The 18,287-nt window shown below is 66.7% G+C and carries 22 protein-coding genes and 1 tRNA gene; 2 read left to right on the top strand and 21 right to left on the bottom strand.

From position 1 onward, the window contains the following. Nucleotides 1–45 precede the first annotated feature (45 nt). Complete coding sequence (locus H2037_RS02155; RefSeq protein ID WP_292117140.1) at nt 46–645, top strand: TetR/AcrR family transcriptional regulator; 600 nt, start codon at nt 46–48, stop codon at nt 643–645. Between the two features lie 105 nt (nt 646–750). On the opposite strand, the gene H2037_RS02150 is transcribed toward H2037_RS02155, so the two are convergent. The 9 genes from H2037_RS02150 to H2037_RS02110 form a co-directional block, all read right to left on the bottom strand. Beyond that, the gene (locus H2037_RS02150) at nt 751–2,070 is read right to left on the bottom strand and encodes a HipA domain-containing protein (RefSeq protein ID WP_292117138.1); all 1,320 of its coding nucleotides are present in this window, start codon (nt 2,068–2,070) and stop codon (nt 751–753) included. Then, on the bottom strand, nt 2,060–2,398 hold the full coding sequence (locus H2037_RS02145) for a helix-turn-helix transcriptional regulator (RefSeq protein ID WP_292117135.1): 339 nt from the start codon (nt 2,396–2,398) through the stop codon (nt 2,060–2,062). The genes H2037_RS02150 and H2037_RS02145 overlap by 11 nt, the downstream gene beginning before the upstream one ends. A 502-nt stretch (nt 2,399–2,900) precedes the next feature. Next, nucleotides 2,901–2,977: transfer RNA gene (locus H2037_RS02140), tRNA-Pro, on the bottom strand. Between the two features lie 59 nt (nt 2,978–3,036). Continuing rightward, entirely contained in the window at nt 3,037–3,444 is a 408-nt protein-coding gene (locus H2037_RS02135) for a MerR family transcriptional regulator (protein ID WP_292117132.1), read from the bottom strand. Between the two features lie 5 nt (nt 3,445–3,449). Further along, nucleotides 3,450–3,758 (bottom strand): integration host factor subunit alpha, encoded by a 309-nt coding sequence (locus H2037_RS02130; RefSeq protein ID WP_292117651.1) that lies wholly within the window; start codon nt 3,756–3,758, stop codon nt 3,450–3,452. Nucleotides 3,759–3,835: 77 nt separating this feature from the next. Next, complete coding sequence (locus H2037_RS02125; protein ID WP_292117129.1) at nt 3,836–4,813, bottom strand: beta-ketoacyl-ACP synthase III; 978 nt, start codon at nt 4,811–4,813, stop codon at nt 3,836–3,838. Next, nucleotides 4,810–5,886, bottom strand: coding sequence for a phosphate acyltransferase PlsX (plsX, locus tag H2037_RS02120; protein WP_292117126.1), 1,077 nt, complete (start codon nt 5,884–5,886; stop codon nt 4,810–4,812). The genes H2037_RS02125 and plsX overlap by 4 nt, the downstream gene beginning before the upstream one ends. 107 nt (nt 5,887–5,993) lie before the next feature. Next, nucleotides 5,994–6,512, bottom strand: a complete 519-nt coding sequence (locus tag H2037_RS02115; RefSeq protein ID WP_292117124.1) for a DUF177 domain-containing protein — start codon at nt 6,510–6,512, stop codon at nt 5,994–5,996. 4 nt (nt 6,513–6,516) lie between these two features. Continuing rightward, nucleotides 6,517–7,041, bottom strand: a complete 525-nt coding sequence (locus H2037_RS02110) for a ubiquinol-cytochrome C chaperone family protein (RefSeq protein ID WP_292117119.1) — start codon at nt 7,039–7,041, stop codon at nt 6,517–6,519. A 91-nt stretch (nt 7,042–7,132) separates the two neighbouring features. Here H2037_RS02110 and bamE point away from each other — a divergent pair, with 91 nt between their 5' ends. Continuing rightward, on the top strand, nt 7,133–7,612 hold the full coding sequence (bamE, locus tag H2037_RS02105; RefSeq protein WP_292117115.1) for an outer membrane protein assembly factor BamE: 480 nt from the start codon (nt 7,133–7,135) through the stop codon (nt 7,610–7,612). 72 nt (nt 7,613–7,684) lie between these two features. Here bamE and H2037_RS02100 read toward each other — a convergent pair whose 3' ends face one another. The 12 genes from H2037_RS02100 to hemA form a co-directional block, all read right to left on the bottom strand. Then, nucleotides 7,685–9,832 carry a sodium-translocating pyrophosphatase gene (locus H2037_RS02100; RefSeq protein ID WP_292117112.1) on the bottom strand — a complete coding sequence of 716 codons (2,148 nt, stop codon included), beginning with the start codon at nt 9,830–9,832 and terminating at the stop codon, nt 7,685–7,687. Between the two features lie 179 nt (nt 9,833–10,011). Then, complete coding sequence (locus tag H2037_RS02095) at nt 10,012–10,440, bottom strand: hypothetical protein (protein ID WP_292117110.1); 429 nt, start codon at nt 10,438–10,440, stop codon at nt 10,012–10,014. Nucleotides 10,441–10,492: 52 nt separating this feature from the next. Continuing rightward, nucleotides 10,493–11,482 carry a thiamine-phosphate kinase gene (thiL, locus tag H2037_RS02090; RefSeq protein ID WP_292117107.1) on the bottom strand — a complete coding sequence of 330 codons (990 nt, stop codon included), beginning with the start codon at nt 11,480–11,482 and terminating at the stop codon, nt 10,493–10,495. Further along, nucleotides 11,482–12,006 carry a transcription antitermination factor NusB gene (gene nusB / locus H2037_RS02085; protein ID WP_292117104.1) on the bottom strand — a complete coding sequence of 175 codons (525 nt, stop codon included), beginning with the start codon at nt 12,004–12,006 and terminating at the stop codon, nt 11,482–11,484. Before nusB ends, thiL begins: the two co-directional genes overlap by 1 nt. Next, nucleotides 12,003–12,464 (bottom strand): 6,7-dimethyl-8-ribityllumazine synthase, encoded by a 462-nt coding sequence (gene ribH / locus H2037_RS02080; RefSeq protein WP_292117101.1) that lies wholly within the window; start codon nt 12,462–12,464, stop codon nt 12,003–12,005. Before ribH ends, nusB begins: the two co-directional genes overlap by 4 nt. Then, nucleotides 12,461–13,600, bottom strand: a complete 1,140-nt coding sequence (gene ribB / locus H2037_RS02075) for a 3,4-dihydroxy-2-butanone-4-phosphate synthase (protein ID WP_292117098.1) — start codon at nt 13,598–13,600, stop codon at nt 12,461–12,463. Before ribB ends, ribH begins: the two co-directional genes overlap by 4 nt. Then, a complete protein-coding gene (locus H2037_RS02070) occupies nt 13,597–14,187 on the bottom strand; it encodes a riboflavin synthase (protein WP_292117094.1) in 591 nt (196 codons plus the stop codon). The genes ribB and H2037_RS02070 overlap by 4 nt, the downstream gene beginning before the upstream one ends. An 81-nt stretch (nt 14,188–14,268) precedes the next feature. Continuing rightward, the gene (locus tag H2037_RS02065) at nt 14,269–14,889 is read right to left on the bottom strand and encodes a RibD family protein (RefSeq protein ID WP_292117091.1); all 621 of its coding nucleotides are present in this window, start codon (nt 14,887–14,889) and stop codon (nt 14,269–14,271) included. Continuing rightward, the gene (gene nrdR / locus H2037_RS02060; RefSeq protein WP_292117089.1) at nt 14,889–15,359 is read right to left on the bottom strand and encodes a transcriptional regulator NrdR; all 471 of its coding nucleotides are present in this window, start codon (nt 15,357–15,359) and stop codon (nt 14,889–14,891) included. The genes H2037_RS02065 and nrdR overlap by 1 nt, the downstream gene beginning before the upstream one ends. 8 nt (nt 15,360–15,367) lie before the next feature. Beyond that, nucleotides 15,368–16,651, bottom strand: coding sequence for a serine hydroxymethyltransferase (gene glyA / locus H2037_RS02055; protein WP_292117086.1), 1,284 nt, complete (start codon nt 16,649–16,651; stop codon nt 15,368–15,370). A gap of 185 nt (nt 16,652–16,836) precedes the next feature. Then, nucleotides 16,837–17,028, bottom strand: a complete 192-nt coding sequence (locus tag H2037_RS02050) for a hypothetical protein (protein WP_292117085.1) — start codon at nt 17,026–17,028, stop codon at nt 16,837–16,839. Then, nucleotides 17,025–18,251 (bottom strand): 5-aminolevulinate synthase, encoded by a 1,227-nt coding sequence (gene hemA / locus H2037_RS02045; protein ID WP_292117084.1) that lies wholly within the window; start codon nt 18,249–18,251, stop codon nt 17,025–17,027. The genes H2037_RS02050 and hemA overlap by 4 nt, the downstream gene beginning before the upstream one ends. Nucleotides 18,252–18,287 lie beyond the last annotated feature (36 nt).

Raw genomic sequence — 18,287 nt, 5'->3', positions numbered from 1 at the left:
TCCGGATATAACCGGAACCATGTTCCGTTTGCAAGAAGGTTAGACGTGGACGAGACGGAATCCCTCGCAGGAGAATCAAACGCCGGCCGGCGGGTCCGTGCGGACGCCCAACGCAATCTCGACACCGTGCTTGCGGCGGCCAAGGCCGTATTTGCGACGGGCGGCGTCGATGCGCCGGTGCGTGAGATCGCGGACCGTGCGGGGGTCGGGGTCGGCACCCTCTACCGCCACTTCCCGAAACGCGCCGACCTGATCGCGGCCGTCTTCCGTCACGAGATGGACGCCTGCGCCGACGCGGCGCCCGTCCTGGCCGCCGAACACCCGCCCGTGGAGGCCCTGGCGAACTGGCTGCAGCTCTACGCCGGCTTCGTGGGCACCAAACGGGGACTGGCCAAGGCCCTGCATTCGGGCGATCCGACCTACGACGCCCTCCCCGCCTATTTCGATCAGAGGCTCCGGCCGGCTTTTCGAACGCTCTTCGAAGCCGCACTGGCCGACGGCGCCATCCGCACCGACATGGAGCCCGACGAGATCCTCAACGCCGTCGCCCACCTCGGAATGTCGGCGAGCCCGGACAGACCCGGACAATCAGAAAGGCTCGTCGCCCTGCTCGTGGACGGACTACGGCGGAAACCCGCTGACTGAAGACCCCGGGGCGCCCGCCCGGCTCGGGCCGCGGACCGCAAACCGGCGACCTCCCAGGCCGCGACGGGCTGCAGTCAGGCCGCGCACGGGCTCCGGGATCGCCGGTCAGGCGACCTGACGGCGATAGTCGGCGGCCAGACTCGTCAGAGGCTCCCCGGAGCCGCCTTCCAGGCCGTAGAAGGCGTAAGGGTTGAGAAACTGGCGCCCCCAGAAAAGGGTCCGATCGACCTCGCCGAGCTCTGCCTCCTCGCAGACCGACGCCCAGTGGTCGCCGATGGTGCGCACCTGATGTTCGACAATGCGGACCGCGGAGGGTGCATCCAGTTGGAAATGAGGGGCCGCCGCCAGACAGGTCGCGATCTGGCTCGCCCGGTTCTGGTCGACGATCAGCATGGCCTGACTGGCCTCCTCCCCGGCCCGTCCCTGCGGGCAGATGTCGTAAGCGGGTGTCAGGGTCAGGTGCTCGCCGTCCCAGAAGGCGGCGTGGTTTCGGGCGTGGTCGTCCAGATTTCCGACCAGGATGTTGAAGGCGATGCGGGCGAACAGTTCGCGCAAGGTCTCTTGTGGACGGGTGAAGCGGAAGCGGACGATCTCGGCGAGATCCTGGTAGCTGGCGTAGCGGGCCTGCATCTCGTCCAGGCCGAGCATCGTCAGGGCCGAGACCATCGCCTTGCGTCGCCACCCCGCTCCTTCCGCCTCCCTGTCGAAGCGTTGGACCAACAGGACGTCCTTGCCCGAGGCCTGGGCCAGCCGGACGGGCGCGACGTCCAGCCCCGCCAGGGCCGCCAGCCGCATGGCGATGTATTCGGCCTTCACGACACTGTAGGTGTCTGCGGCGCTCGAGAATTTGGCGACATATTTTACCGGCCCGTCCGTGATCAGGGCCTTGGGCCGGGCGCCGCCGATGGAGCTGCCGTGGTGCAGGGCCTGGTCGAGCTCCGGGCTCAGAGGCAGATTGCGCTCGACCCTTTCCGCCGAGGCGATGAGCTCGTCCAGGGTGGCGTGCGCCCCGCCGCGTGCGACATAGTCCGTGGCGGACGTCTGGAAATCCAGCGCGCCGATCCGATCAGACCCCGACTGCAGCAGGAAGGTCAGTTCGTCGAGATCGACCCCGTCGAGCGCCGCCCCCTTCAACCCGAAGGTCCGGTTGAGAATGACGCGGCGCCCCCAGGCGTCCGGGGCCGCGTCGCGGATGGCGCTGGCGATGGGCAGGCCGTTCAGGGGCCGGATGACGCCGGCTTCGAGCGGCAATTCGGGCAGATAAAGGGGAATGGCGTCCGGCAAGGCGCGATACGAGCGGCCGTAGACGAAGGCGACCTCTGCGCCGTCGGCCACGAGGCGGCCGGCGACGACAGGGTCGACGCGGCCGGGCAGCCAGACCCAAACGAACGCCTCGCGCGGAGAAGAGAACGGCTCAGAAGTCATCGTCGACAACCGTGGACAGTGGCCGGGCGTATTTGGGCAGGAGGGCAAGACGCTTGCCCGCTTCGTCCAGGCGGGCCGTCAGGCCTGCGGCGTCCTCGTCGAACAGCCGGACGCCCATCAGGGCGCAGGCCTCCAAGGCTAGGCCGAGCTCGACCTTGGGATTGCCCTCCTCAAGCCGTTGCACCGTGCCTCGCGACACGCCGAGGCGCTCGGCGAGATCCTGAGCCGTCATGCGCCGCGACTTGCGCTCAAGCTCGATCATGCGACCGAGAAGGCTGGCGGCCGACAAGGTGTATCGCGCGTAGCTCTGCTTCTTCGAGGCTGGCATTGACCTACCCATCGCTCATATAGCGGCAATATGCTCTATGCATCGAGCATAGCAGCATACAGCGATCCCGTCAATGCTATGCGCTATGCATCGAACATATCGAGCCTATATGACCGATGCATAGAGCATTCCGATCCACCAGCGACATCGAGCGCCACCAGGGGGTCGCGGCGGGGCCGGAATTTCCAAAAGAAATCCGCTGAGGACTCAGACCTCGGAACGATTGCCAGCTTCGAGATGCTTCGCCGTCCAAATCATCGCTCGCGCCAATTACGAGACTCCCGCTCTCGCCTTTGCCCTCGCGAGACGGGTTTCAGAGGCGCGAATCAATTTTGACCGGCCCTGCACAGCCTTAGACAGCCCTGCACCAGGTCCGGCCGCTGACAGGCGCGGGCGTGTGCCCCGGAATCGGCCTGCTCCCCATATGCTCCCCAAGGCCCAATTGCTAAGGGGCCGCCCGAGAGCGACCCCTTAAAATCCGCCATAAAACCATAAGGTTAGATGGTCGGAGCGACAGGATTCGAACCTGCGACCCCTTGACCCCCAGTCAAGTGCGCTACCAGGCTGCGCCACGCTCCGAAGGCGCTCCCTATAGACGCGGGTTTCGCGCGCCGCAAACGCTAAAACAGGTTTTCCACCTACCTTGTCAGAACGGCGTCCAATCGGGACTTCGCACGCTCCAGATCGGCCAGGACGGCCTGCAGGCGCGCGGGCTCGCCGACAGCCGCCGAACGCGGCGAGGCCGCCGGTACGCTGACGCCGTTCTCGATCAGATCGGCCGTCTCCGCGCCGACCAGCTTCTTGAGCCCCTGCTCCTTGTGCAGGCGCTGGACGCCGCGGATCGTCAGCCCCTCATCGTGCAGCAGACGACGAATCGCCTTCAGCACCGCTACGTCCTGCGGGCGGTAGAAACGTCGTCCGCCGGCGCGCTTCACCGGCGTCACGAAGTCGAACTTGGTTTCCCAGAAGCGCAACACATGCTGCGGAGCCCCGACCTCCTCGGCCGCCTCGGAAATCGTGCGGAAGGCGTCGGCGCTCTTGGCCACGGGAATCAGGCCTCGACGACGGCGTCGTGCACCCGGCTCTTCATGATCTGAGAGGCGCGGAAGCTGATGACCCGGCGCGGATTGATCGCCGCCGGTTCGCCGGTCTTGGGGTTGCGCCCCATCCGGGCGCGCTTCTCGCGAACCTGGAAGACGCCGAACCCCGAAAGCTTCACCGTGTCGCCCTGCTCCAGGGATTCCACGATCAGTTCCAGGGTCCGTTCGACCAGGGCCGAACATTCCTGCCGGGACAGACCGACCTCTTCGTGCACGGCCTCGCAAAGATCGGCGCGCGTTACGGTCTGTTGGCCTGACATCATATCCCCGGCTTGTTGCGATCCGTTCAGCCTATAGGGACGCAAAGTCTCCTAGAAATCAATGCCTATGGCCTGACTTAGAGTCTCAGGGCGCAGGCGCCCCAGGTCAGGCCGCCGCCCATGGCCTCCAGCAGGACCATGTCGCCCTTCTTGATGCGCCCGTCCTGGATCGCGGCGTCCAGCGCCAGAGGGATCGAGGCGGCCGAAGTATTGGCGTGCATGGCCACGGTCGAGATGACCTTGTCCTCGTCCAGACCCAGGCGGTCGCCGACCCCCTTGATGATCCGCTGATTGGCCTGATGGGGCACGAACCAGTCGACGTCGGCGATCTCGATATTCGCCGCGGCGCAGGCGGCGGTGATGCCTTCGGCGATATTGACCACGGCGTGGCGGAAGACCTGATTGCCGGCCATTCGCAGATGACCGACGGTCCCGGTCGAGGCCGGTCCGCCGTCCACATAGAGCAGATCGGTCTTGGACCCGTCGGCGCGCAGGGCGAAGCCCAGCATGCCCTGGTCGGCGGACGTGCCCTGCCCTTCACGCGGCTCCAGCACCACGGCCCCGGCCCCGTCGCCGAACAGGACGCAGGTGGTCCGGTCGGTCCAGTCCATCAGCCGCGTCATCTCCTCCGCCCCGATCACCAGGGCGCATTTGGACAGGCCGCGCGCGACAAAGCCGTCGGCGACGCTCAGCGCATAGACGAAGCCCGAGCAGACGGCCTGGACGTCGAAGGCGACGCCGACCGGCGCCCCCAGCTTACGCTGAACGATCGAGGCGACCGCAGGGAAGGTCATGTCGGGCGTGGTCGTGGCCACGATGATCATGTCGACGTCCGCCGCGGTCCTGCCCGCGTCGGCCAGGGCCTTCTTGGCGGCCTCCAGCGCAAGGTCGCTGGTGGGCTGGTCGTCGCGCGCCTTGTGGCGCTGCTTGATGCCGGTGCGTTCCTGGATCCATTCGTCCGAGGTGTCGACGATCTTGGCCAGATCGGCGTTGGTGACGATCTGTTCCGGCAGGAAGGAACCGACACCGGTCACGGCGCTGCGGGTGACGCTCACTGAAGGGATTCTCCAACGGGGGCGGCGGGCGTGCTGGAATGGTCGAACACGGCGTCCAGCTTGCCCAGATTGGCGCCGACCTTGGTCATATAGTCGCTGCGGGCCAGTTCCACGGCGATGCGGACCGCGTTGCCGAAGCCGGTGGCGTCGGCGCCGCCGTGGCTCTTGACCACGATGCCGTTCAGCCCCAGCAACGGGCCGCCGTTGATCGTGCTGGGATCGATCTTCTGCCGCATCTTCTTCAGCGCGGGCATGGCGATGGCGGCGCCCAGCTTGGATTGCAGGTTCGAGGTCAAAGCCTCGCGCAGCAGGGCGGAAATATAGCGCGCCGTGCCCTCGGCGGTCTTCAGCGCGATATTGCCGGTGAAGCCGTCGGTCACGACCACGTCCACCGTCCCCTTGGCGATGTCGTCGCCCTCGACGAAGCCGTGATAGTTCAGGTCGAACGGGCCGTCGCGCAGGATGGCGTGCGCCTCCTTGACCTGTTCATTGCCCTTCATGTCCTCGGACCCGACGTTCAGCAGGCCGATGGTCGGGCGGGCGATGCCGCGCACCGCCGACTGGAAGGCCTCGCCCATGATGGCGAACTCCACCAGCTGCTCGGCGTCGCTGCCGATATTGGCGCCGACGTCCAGAACCGCCGTATGGCCCTTGAAGGTCGGCCAGCTGGCGACGATGGCCGGCCGTTCCAGCCCCGGCGCGGACATGCGCAGGATCAGTTTGGAGATCGCCATCAGGGCGCCGGTGTTGCCGGCCGAGACGACGCCGCCGGCCTCGCCCGTCTTCACCGCCTCGACGGCGTTCCACAGGCTGGAGCCCTTACCCCGGCGCATGGCCTGGGCGGGCTTCTCGTCCATGGCCACGACCTTGTCGGTATGGCGGATTTCGACGGCGTCGGCCGGCAGGTCGCACCGCGCCAGTTCGGCCCTGATCTGGGCCTCGTCGCCGTGGAGCAGGAAGCGGACGCCTTCCCCGCCGTGCGTGCGGATATAGGAGCGAACGCCGGGCACGACGACGGATGGCCCGTGATCGCCGCCCATGGCGTCAAGCGAGATCGTAACTGGGGCTGGCAAATGGACCTCGTGTGGCCGCGCCGTCTTGTCGCGCGACGCTTGATATAGGGGCGCTGGACGATAGCGCCCAGCCGGGGGGATGCAACCACCCGGCCCCTACGTCAACCTCAGCCTTCGTCCTCTGGCGACTTCAGGGCTTTCAGGGCGGCAAAGGGGGAAATCTCGGCGGGCTCTTCCGGTTGCACGAATTCCGCGCCGGGCTTGCGGGGGAAGGGATCCAGCGACAGGGCCAGTTGCTCGACGGCGTACTGGCCCAGGTCGATCTTGCCGTCCTCGATCAGGTCGGCGTCCTCTTCGTCAAGCGTCACCTCGATCTCGTCGGTCTCCTGCGGCGCGGCTTCGACCAGCTGGATCGAGAAGCGACGATCGACATCGACCGGCAGGGGCTCAAGCGTCAGGCCGCAGGTCTGGACCGCATGGGCCTTCACCCGCCCTTTCAGCGTCCATTCGCTGGTCGAGGGCGTCGGCTTCACCTCCATGTCGATCACGAAATCCTCCAGCCGCTGAAGGTCCAGGGCGCGGGCGATTCGCTTGCGCGTCTCCGCGTCCGGCTCAAGCATCCGGGTCAGACCGGACCCGATCTGGTTGATCCGCACCGTCTCGCTGTAGGGAAGGCTCACGCTCATAGTCTCAAATTTCCGTCCAGGCCGGCCGCGCCAGCACTTCGTTGAATTTCTGCGCCGCCAGACCAGCCCGCACGGCGATCGCATAGCGCGCCAGAGCCTCGGCTTGTTCAGCCTCGGGTTCGGCATAGACATTGCGCGCCAGCGCCTGCGTCAGCGCCGCCGTATCGGCGTCGCGCAGCGGCGTCTCATAGGCGTTCATCCGCCCGTACAGGGCCTCGCCCAGCTTGCGCATCTTCTTGCCGACCGAGACGTCGCCCACGCCTTCCTCGCGCAGCGCATGATCCAGGGCCGAGACATAGACGTCGAACAGCGCCTGGCCCGCGTCGCGTCCCTGTTCGGTGTTCTCGTCGCGCAGCCGCAGCACCAGCAGCAGGACATGCAGGGTGTAGAGCTCGAACCGGGCGTCGATCCGGTCGGCCACGCCCAGGCGCGTATAGAAGGCGACATTGCGGGCCTGTTCCACCGCCAGGGCGTACAGGTGGTCGCCGATGCGGGCGCCGGGCCGGGGTTTGAACAGGTTTTTCAGCATGGTTTTCCGCGGCCCCTTTTCCGCCGCGCCGTTGAACTAGGACGCGTGTCCGTCTAGGTCAAAGACCTTGTTCTCTCGCAGGCGCCCGATCATGTCTCGTTTCGTCCCGCTTTTCGCCGCCGTTTCCCTGGCGACCCTGTCCGCCGCCTGCGCGCCGACGATCGGCTCCAACGGCTTCCAGGCCATCGACGCTAAGCCCCAGGACATCGTCGCCGGAACCGACACCAAGGAGACGGTGCTGGCCCGCCTGGGTTCTCCGTCGACCACCTCGACCTTCGAACCGGACCAAGTCTGGTACTACATCAGCCAGACGACCGAGAAATACACCTACAACCGGCCGACCATCTCCAGCCGCACCGTCACCGAAGTCACCTTCGAGCCGAACGGCGACACGGTGACCGGCGTCCGCACCCTGGGCCTGGCCGACGGCGAGCAGATCGCCATGAACCGGACCGAGACCCCGACCCGCGGCCGCGCCCTGACGGTGCTGGAGCAACTGCTGGGCAACGTCGGCCGCGGCCAGCTGCCCCGCACCGAGGACGACACCCCCGGCCAGCGTCGTCCGGACTAACCGACGCTCGCGCCAAGACAGAAACGCCCCGGAGATCGCTCTCCGGGGCGTTTTCGTATCGGCTTGGTTTACCTAGCCGACAGTGCCGCTCGCCAGCACCGCCAGCAGCAGCAGGGCGACGATATTGGTGATCTTGATCATCGGGTTCACCGCCGGCCCTGAGGTGTCCTTGTAGGGATCCCCCACCGTGTCGCCGGTCACGGCCGCCTTGTGAGCCTCGGAGCCCTTGCCGTGGACGACGCCGTTCTTGTCGGTGAAGCCTTCCTCGATCACCTTCTTGGCGTTGTCCCAGGCGCCGCCGCCCGAGGTCATCGAGATGGCGACGAACAGGCCGGTGACGATCACCCCCATCAGCATGGCGCCCAGCGCGGCGAAGGCGTTGGCCTTGTCCGAAATCGCCAGGACGGCGACGAAGAGGACGATAGGCGACAGCACCGGCAGCAGCGACGGCACGATCATCTCGCGAATCGCCGCCTTGGTCAGGATATCGACGGCTCGGCCGTACTCCGGCTTGACCTGATAGGTCATGATGCCGGGGTTCTCGCGGAACTGACGGCGCACCTCGGCCACCACGGCCTCGGCCGCCCGCCCCACCGCCATCATCGACATGCCGCCGAACAGGAAGGGCAACAGTCCCCCGAACAGCAGGCCGACGACCACATAGGGATTGGTCAGGTCGAAGGCGATCGGCCCCATGTCGGCGAAGAAGGGATAATCCCCTGGATTGGCCGAGAAATACTGCAGGTCCGACGTATAGGCGGCGAACAGGACCAGAGCCCCCAGTCCGGCCGAACCGATGGCGTAGCCCTTGGTCACAGCCTTGGTGGTGTTGCCCACCGCGTCCAGCGCATCGGTCGAATGCCGCACCTCGCTGGGCAGGCCCGCCATCTCGGCGATACCTCCGGCGTTGTCCGTGACCGGCCCGAAGGCGTCCAGGGCCACGATCATCCCCGCCACGCCCAGCATGGTGGTGGTGGCGATGGCGATGCCGAACAGGCCTGCCAGCTGGAAGCTGGCGACGATGCCGACGATGATGGTCAGGGCGGGAAGCGCCGTGGCCTCCAGCGACACAGCCAGCCCCTGGATGACGTTCGTCCCGTGGCCCGACACCGAGGCGTTGGCCACCGACCGTACGGGCCGGAAGTTGGAGCCGGTGTAGTATTCGGTCACCACCACGATGGCCGCCGTCACCGCCAGTCCGACCATGCCGGACCAGAACAGCGCCATCGGCTGGATCTCCAGCCCGCTCGCGGTGACGATCGGACCAGTAACCATCTGATCGATGACCCACCAGACCGCGCCGATGGACAGGACGCCCGTCACGATCAGCCCCTGGTACAGGGCGCCCATGATGTTCTGGCTTTTGCCCAGCCGTACGAAGAAGCTGCCGATGATCGAGGTGAAGATACAGACCCCGCAGATCGCCAGCGGCAGCGCCATCATCACATCCACATAGGGCTGACCCCGGAAGAAGATGGCCGCCAGGACCATGGTCGCCACCGTCGTGACCGCATAGGTCTCGAACAGGTCGGCCGCCATGCCGGCGCAGTCCCCGACATTGTCGCCCACATTGTCGGCGATTGTCGCGGCGTTCCTTGGATCGTCTTCGGGAATTCCGGCCTCGACCTTGCCCACCATGTCGCCGCCCACGTCGGCGCCCTTGGTGAAGATGCCTCCGCCCAGACGGGCGAAGATCGAGATCAGCGAGGCGCCGAAGCCCAGGGCCACAAGCCCGTCGATCACCTCCCGACTGGTCGAAGCCAGGCCCATATGATGCGTCAGCACGATATAATAGCCGGACACCCCGATCAGGGCTCCGCCCGCCACGAACATCCCGGTGATCGCTCCTGACCGGAAGGCCAGGTTCAGTCCCTTGGACAGGCTTTCCGAAGCGGCCTGCGCCGTACGCACATTGGCCCGGACCGAGATCAGCATGCCGGCGTAACCGGCGGCGCCCGACAGCACGGCCCCGACCAGGAAGCCGACCGCCGCATAGACGCCGATCAGGAAATAGGCCGCGATCAGGATCACGATCCCGACCAGGCCAATCGTCATATATTGCCGTTTCAGATAGGCCGAGGCGCCTTCCTGGATGGCGGCCGCGATCTCTCGCATCTTGTCATTGCCGGTGCTCGCCTTCATCAGCACGGCGGTCTGGACGGCGCCGTACAGCACCGCCAGAACACCGGCGGCGAAAGCCAGCGTAAGAAAAGTCGTCATTGGCGTTTCCATGCCCTTGCAAACAGGCGCGCAGGCCTTGGCGCGGGCGGGCGTTATCGCCTCTGTCCGCCTTCCGGTCCCCCCGCACGCGGCGGACGCGTCAGTGCGTCCCTTGGGATTTGCAGGCGGAGCGTGTCATGGGCGTCCCGGTGACGCAACCGTGATCGCTGGAACGGGCTTCAGCGACCCAGCATGCCGCCGCGGCGACGCGGACTTTGGTTCAAGACCTCGACCCGCGTGACCGAACCCCGTCCCGAGATGGAATTGGCCGCAGCGACGAGCGCGGCGGACATCCGGCCCTCGTCCAGACGGGTCCAGTCGCCGGCCACGGTGAACGGCGTGCGATGCGCGGCCCTGACCAGGGCGTCGCGGAAGAAGGCTTCCTTGAGCCTCATCTCTTCCAGGCTCTTGCCGCCGCCGATGTGCAGCCTCAGCGATACGAAGACGTAGTTTCTCAGCCGGCCGTCCGCGATCACGGGCAGGCCGAGACCCGGCAGCCCCAGCGCCGGCGCCGTCTCGGGCGCCTTGCTTGACGAGGCGACGGCCGGGGCGGCGGCGACAGTCGCCATAGCGACCGGTCCGGCGGTGATCAGGGTTCTGCGATCCATGATCGGTACGCTTAGCCCGTTCCGGTTAGGATTCTGTTGCCGCCAGAGCGGCTCAACCGTGGGTCCAGCCGTCGCGCTCCAATGCGACCGCCTGACCGTCATAGGTCGCCGCAACCCCTGCGCCAGCCGTCACGGCGCCGATCCGGGTCAGCCGAAGCAGCCGCCGCTCAGCCTCGCGTCTCAGCGTCTCCTCGTGGCGCGGGTGGGCGGTGAAGGCGATCTGATAGTCGTCGCCCCCGGTCGCCAGCGCCTCCAGCGCCGCCTGCGGATCGACCCGGTCCTCGAACCAGGCCTGGGCGGCTGCCGACAGGGGCAGGACGTTCAGGTTCAGCGCCACGCCGACCCCGCTCGCCTTGGCGATATGGGCCAGGTCGGCGACCAGACCGTCGGACACGTCGGCTGCGGCCGTCCCCAGGGTCCGCACGACCTCGGCGAAATCCAGCCGGGGCATGGGCATGCGATAGTGATCGACCAGGGCCTTCAGTCTTTCGGCGTCCAGCGGCAGCTCGCCCCGCGCAGCCTTCAGCCCCAGCATGCCGTCGCCGATCGTCCCGGTGACGAAGACCAGATCCCCGACCTGGGCGCCGGCGCGCGACACGGCCGCGCCCGCCGGAACCCAGCCCAGGGCGGTCACGGAAAATGCCGCCGGCCCCGGCGTCTTCACCGTGTCCCCGCCCAGCAGGAAGACGTTGAACAGGGCCTGATCCTCGGCCAGACCCGCCGCGAAGGCCTCCCGTTCAGGCCACCCACACCGCTCCGACCAATGGCAGGCCAGCAGATAACCGAACGGCTCGGCGCCCTTGGCCGCCAGGTCCGACAGATTCACCCGCAGCAGCTTCTTCGCCACCGTATCCAGCGGATCGTCGGGCAGAAAATGCACGCCCTCTACGATGGCGTCCTTGGTCAGGACCAGGTCATGGCCGGGGCGGGACGGCAGCACCGCCACATCGTCCTGAAGCCCCCGCCCCCATTCGGGATGGGCCAGAGGCCGCAGCAGCTTCTCGATCGTCTCGAACTCGCCCGCGACGTCGAGCGCGGGCATCAGGCTCGCGCGTCTTTCGCCACGCCGTCCAGCGCCGCATTGACGAACCGCGCCTCGGCGTCGTCGAAGAAGGCCTTGGCCAGTTCGACATATTCGTCGATCACCACTTCGCGCGGCGTCTCGGGATGTTTGATCAGCTCCCAGGCGCCCGAGCGCAGCAGGGCGCGCAGGGTGGCGTCGATCCGCTCCAGCCGCCAGTTCGAAGCGAGACGGGCCTTGATCGCCGTGTCGATATCGCGCTGGCTCTCGATCACCCCGCGCACGATGTCGGCGAAATAGGCCTCGTCAGCCTCGGCCAGGGCTTCGCCCTCGATATCGGCGTCGAAGCGGAAGTTGGAGAACTCGGTGATCACCGTCTCCACGCCCTCGCCCGCCAGCTCCATCTGGTACAGAGCCTGGACGGCCGCCAGACGCGACACGGTGCGGGCCCGCCGCTGTTTGGAGCTGAGGTTGGGCTCGGCCCGTTGTTTTTCCGCCTCGGCCAGTTGTTCGAGGACGGCCTTGACGCTGTTCGGTTCAGTCATGCGCCGAGGCCTAGCCGCAACCGCTTCTTCAATGCAATGAGGTCGAGGCAGGCTTTGGCCGCGCCGCCCCCCTTATCCCCTTCCGAAAGCCGGGCCCGGGCCCAGGCCTGCTCCTCGTCCTCGGTCGTCAGAATGCCGTTGCCGATGATCAGGCCCTTGACGCCCAGGGCCATCAGGCCGGCCGCCGACTGGTCCGAGACGATCTCGAAATGATAGGTCTCGCCACGGATCACGCAGCCCAGGGCGACATAGCCGTCATAGCGCGGCGCGGTGGGGAAGCGTCCGGACTCCTCGGCCAGGGCGATCGTCGTCGGCACTTCCAGGGCGCCGGGCACGGTGACGACGTCGAACTGGGCGCCCTGCGCCTTCAACGTCTCCTTGGCGCCTTCCAGCAAGGCGTCGGCCAGCTCGTCGTAGAAGCGCGCCTCGACGATCAGAATACGGGGTGCGTCATTCACGCCTTGTCTTCTCCATCCATGTCGCGCCAGCCGACGATACGCAGGCCGTAGCCGTCCAGCGCCGTCGGTTCGGGTCGCGTCGAACTCATCACGATCATGTCCTTGACGCCCAGGTCCAGCAGGATCTGAGCCCCCACGCCATAGGCGCGCAGCGACCGGTCCTTCGCCGCCGGCTTGTCCACGCCGGCCAGCCGCTCGGCCAGCGAATTCAGCGACGGATCGCGCAGGAAGACGACCACACCGGGGCCGTCATGCTCGGTGATCTGTTGCAGGGCCTTGGGCACATAGTCCTGGCGCGCCTCGACATGGCCCAGCAGGTCGCAGGCGAAGTCCACCTGATGCATCCGCACCAGGGTCGGTTTGCCCGGCTCGGGCCGGCCGTGAACCAGGGCGACGTGTTCCGCCCCCTCGATGGTGTTCTTGTACAGCATCAGGCGGAAGGGGCCGCCGTGGACGCTCTCGAACGGCGTATCCATGATCCGCTCGACGAACCGTTCGGTGCGGCGGCGATAGGCGATCAGGTCGGCGATGGTGCCGATTTTCAGCCCATGCAGCTGGGCGAAGGCGACCAGATCGGGCATCCGCGCCATCTCGCCGTCGTCCTTGATGATCTCGCAGATCACCCCGGCCGGGGTCAGGCCCGCCATGCGGCTGATGTCGACCGCGGCCTCCGTATGGCCGGCGCGGACCAGCACGCCGCCGTCACGCGCCACCAGGGGGAAGATGTGGCCGGGCGAGACGATGTCATCCATGCCCTTCGACGCATCGGTCGCCACATGGATGGTGCGCGAACGGTCAGCGGCCGAAATGCCGGTCGTGACGCCTTCCTTGGCCTCGATCGAGACTGTGAAGGCGGTCTTCATGCTCTCGCGATTGTCCGCCGCCATCGGCGGCAGACGCAGCTGGTTCGCGCGCTCCGCCGTCATGGCCAGACAGACCAGGCCGCGCGCCTGACGGATCATGAAATTGATCTGTTCGGGGGTGGCGAACTGGGCGGGGATGATGATGTCCCCCTCGTTCTCGCGGTCCTCGGCGTCCACCAGGATATAGGGCCGCCCGTTGCGGGCGTCCTCCAGGATATCCTCGATGGGACTGATCGGGCTGTCGTTCATATTACTGGCTGCAAACTGCATCATGCCGTCTCCTGCCACCGCGCGAGGTATCGCGCCAGCATGTCGATCTCGAGATTGACCGGATCGCCGACCTTCAGGCGTCCCAGGGTCGTCACTTCCCACGTATGCGGAATGATATTCAACGAAAACACCTGACCCTCGACGCTGTTCACCGTCAGGGAGACGCCGTCCACGGTGATGGAGCCCTTGGCGGCGATATAGCGGTGCAGGGGCGCCGGCGCCTCGACCTCGACCCGGTGCGACCCGCCCTCCGGCGTGATCGACACGACGCGTCCCAGACCGTCGACATGGCCCGAAACAACATGGCCGCCCATCTCGTCGCCCAGTTTGGCCGCCCGCTCCAGATTGACGCCGTCGCCGGCCTTCCAGGCGCCCAGGGTGGTCTTGGACAGGGTCTCGTTCGACACCTCGACCGCGAACCAGTCCGGCCCCTTCTCGGTCACCGTCAGGCAGCAGCCCGCATGACTGATCGAGGCGCCCAGGTCGATCCCGGCGACGTCCCAGACCGTCTCGATCTCATAGCGGCGGTCCCGCTCGGTTTCACGGACGTCGCGAACGCGGCCTATGTCGGTGACGATTCCGGTGAACATTTCGGCTCCGGTCCCTCCCGGACCCAAAAAAGACAGTCTGAATAGTCTGAAATCAGCCGGCGGAAGCGCTCGGCGGCGGGCTTACGATCGCTCGTAACGCTCCCACAGGTCGTCTCCGACGGGCTCGACACCCAGGCGACGGAACTTGGGGGCGTCGGACAGCTTTGCAAGAGCCAGGGCCGCGACGCAGGGCCGTCCCTCCCCGCCCAGCAGGATCGGGGCGCGGAACCATTCCAAACGATCCACCACGCCGGCGCGCAGGAATGAGGCCGCCACCTGGCCGCCGCCCTCGATCAGGACCGAGCCCGCGCCCGCCGCCTTCAGCGCCGTCAGCACCGCCGGGATCGCCGGACGTCCGTCCTCGGCCTCGACCTGGATCACTTCGGCGGCGCCGACCGGGGCTGGCTCGACGGTGGTGAGGATCAGGCTGTTCTCGCCCGCGACCTTGGCTGTGGGCGGCGTCCGCAACCGGCTGTCCAGCACGACCCGCAGCGGCTGATCCACGCTGCGCCCCGGCAGGCGGGCGGTCAGTTCGGGATCGTCGTGAAGCACGGTCTCGACCCCGACCAGGATGGCGTCGTGGCCCGCCCGCAACCTATGGCCTTCCAGCCGCGCCGCCTCGCCGGTGATCCATTGGCTCTCGCCCGACGCCGTGGCGATGCGGCCGTCAAGCGACGTCGCCAGTTTCAGGGTGACGCGCATCAGGCCTTGCCGGACGGGTCGTCGAACCCTTCATCGCCTAGGAATTTGGCGAAGTCGCCGGTGTGGCGGAAATCCTTGTAGACCGAGGCGTAGCGGACATAGGCCACCTCATCGACGCCCTTCAGCGCCTTCATGATGAAGTCGCCGACGACGCTGGACGGGATCTCGGTCTCGCCCAGGCTTTCCAGCTGGCGCACGATCCGGTTGACCATCTGCTCGACCTGTTCGGCCTGAACCGGCCGTTTACGCAGGGCCACGCCCAGCGACCGTTCCAGCTTGTCCCGCTCGAACGGCGTGCGGCGACCGTTGCGCTTCAGGATGACCAGCTCGCGCAGTTGCACCCGTTCGAACGTGGTGAAACGCCCGTTGCAGTTCGGACAGGACCGACGGCGTCGGATGGCCGAGCCGTCGTCTGACGGCCGGCTGTCCTTAACCTGGGTGTCCTGATGACCGCAGAAGGGGCACTTCATCGGTCATTTCATCCGTAGATGGGGAAGCGGTGGGTCAGTTCGCGCACCTGGGCCGCCACGCCCGCGACCACGGCCGGATCGGCCTCGTCGCCGCCGTTCATCGAAGAGACGACGTCGGCGATCCAGTGGCCGATCTGCTTGAACTCGTCCTCGCCGAAGCCGCGCGTCGTGCCGGCCGGCGTGCCCAGGCGGACGCCCGAGGTGACGGTGAAGGGCGCGGTGTCGAACGGCACGCCGTTCTTGTTGCAGGTCATCAGCGCCTTTTCGAGCTCGTGCTCGGTCGCCTTGCCGGTCACGCCCTTGGGCCGCAGATCGACCAGCATCAGGTGGCTGTCGGTGCCGCCCGAGACGATGGCCAGGCCCCGCTCGACCAACACCCCGGCCAGGGCCTGGGCGTTCCTGACCACCTGTTGGGCATACAGCTTGAACTCGGGCTGCAACGCCTCGCCGAAGGCCACGGCCTTGGCCGCGATCACATGCTCCAGCGGCCCGCCCTGCAGACCGGGGAAGACGGCCGAATTGATCTTCTTGCCCAGGTCCGCGTCGTTGGACAGGATCATGCCGCCGCGCGGACCGCGCAGGGTCTTGTGCGTCGTGGTGGTGACGACGTGGGCGTGGGGGATCGGGTCGGGATAGGCGCCGCCGGCGACCAGACCGGCGTAGTGGGCCATGTCCACCATCAGATAGGCGCCGACACTGTCGGCGATCTCGCGGAACCGCTTGAAGTCGATGTGGCGGCTATAGGCCGAGGCGCCGGCCAGAATCAGTTTCGGCTTCTCGCGCTCCGCCATTTCGGCGACGTGGTCATAGTCGATCAGATGGGTGTCTTCCGTCACCTTGTAGGTCACGGGCCGGAACCACTTGCCCGACTGGTTCGCCGGCGAACCGTGCGTCAGGTGCCCGCCGCAGGCCAGGTCCATGCCCAGGAACGTATCGCCGGGCTGCAGCAGGGTGAAGAAGACCGCCTGGTTGGCCTGGGCGCCCGAGTGGGGCTGAACGTTGGCGAAGGCCGCGCCGAACAGCTGCTTGGCCCGTTCGCGCGCCAGATCCTCGGTCACATCGACATATTCGCAGCCGCCATAGTAGCGGCGACCGGGATAGCCCTCGGCGTATTTGTTCGTCAGAACAGAGCCCTGCGCATCCAGCACCGCCTGGGAGACGATGTTCTCGGACGCGATCAGTTCGATCTGTTCCTTCTGGCGACCCAGTTCGCCCTGAACGGCCTTGAAGACGTCCGGATCGGCGTCGGCCAGGGTCTTGGTGAAATAGGCGTCATGGGTGAAGGCGGTCACGTCGGAATCCCCGCAGGTCAGAAGGCCGCCTATCTAGGCTGCGGCGGCCGTATCCACAATATCTTGTGTCTTCCCTACCCTTTCGTCATTCCGGGCGAAGGGCCCCTTAGCCCGAAGACCCGGAACCCAGTGGCGCCGCTGGGTTCCGGGTCTCCGCTACGCTTCGCCCGGAATGACGAAAGAAATCAAAGCCCCAACGCCCGCCTCAACTTGGCAATCGCCACCCGCTCCACCGCCTTGGGTTCGTTCACCGGCCCGATTGCGCTGACCTCGCGGCCGCTGGCTACATGGATGGCAGAGCATTTGACATAGGGTCCGTTCCGGACCCGCTCGACGATCACCTCGCCCAGATCGGAGGCGTCGCCGTCCTCGCTCAAGCCGCGACCGGTCGCCGGGCCACGTTGCAGTGCGAGAACAGCCGGTCCATGGCATCGACCAGATGATCCATCATCTCGTCGGTGTGGTTCGGCGACGGGGTAAAGCGCAGGCGCTCGGTCCCCTTGGGCACGGTCGGATAGTTGATCGGCTGAACATAGACGCCGTACTCGTCCAGCAGCATGTCCGAGATCATCTTGCAGTGCACCGGATCGCCGACGTGCACCGGCACGATATGGCTCTCTGAGTCCATCACCGGAATGCCAGCGGCGGCGAAGCGCGCCTTCAGCGTGGCGGCCCGTTCCTGATGCTGCTCACGCAGTTCGGGATGGGTCTTCAGATGCCGCACCGAGGCCAGGGCGCCCGCCGTCAGGGCCGGCGGCAGGGAGGTGGTGAAGATGAAGCCCGCGGCCCAGCTGCGCACCGCGTCGATAATCACGGCGTCGGCGGCGATATAGCCGCCCATGACCCCGATGGCCTTGCCCAGGGTGCATTCGATGATGTCGATCTGGTCCAGCACGCCGTCGCGCTCGGCCACGCCGGCGCCGGTTTCGCCGTACAGGCCCACGGCATGGACCTCGTCCAGATAGGTCATGGCGCCGTATTTCTTGGCCAGGGCTATGGTCCCGGCCAGGTCGGCGATGTCGCCGTCCATCGAATAGACGCTCTCGAAGGCGATCAGCTTGGGCGCCCCGACCGGGGCGGCGGCCAGCAGGGCCTCCAGATGCTCGAGGTCGTTATGACGGAAGATATGCCGCTCGCCGCCGCCATGGCGGATGCCGGCGATCATCGAGGCGTGGTTCAGGGCGTCGGAGAAGGTGATCAGGCCGGGCAGGATCTTCTGCAGCGTCGACAGGGTCGCCTCGTTGCCCACATAGCCCGAGGTGAACAGCAGCGCCGCTTCCTTATGATGCCAGTCGGCCAGTTCGGCCTCAAGATCGACCGCCGAGCGCGTGGTGCCCGAGATGTTGCGCGTCCCGCCGGCGCCGGCGCCGACCGCGTCGATCTCGTCCTGCATGGCCTTCAGCACGTCGGGATGCTGGCCCATGCCGAGGTAGTCGTTCGAACACCAGATGACGACGTCCTGTTCGGAGCCGTCCTCGCGACGCCGCACCGCCTGCGGGAACCGGCCCTGCACGCGCTTCAGGTCGGCGAAGACGCGATACCGCCCTTCGCTGCGCACCTGTTCCACCGAGTTTTCAAAGGCGGCTTTATAGTCGAACAAGATATTCGTTCTTTCGCTTATGGCGATCGTCTCTCG

It is taken from the genome of Brevundimonas sp. (genome assembly GCF_013912065.1).
In the GTDB taxonomy this organism is placed as follows: Bacteria; Pseudomonadota; Alphaproteobacteria; order Caulobacterales; family Caulobacteraceae; genus Brevundimonas.
The sequence above is the reverse complement of the archived record's forward strand: the minus strand, read 5'-3'. Positions and strand labels throughout refer to the sequence as shown.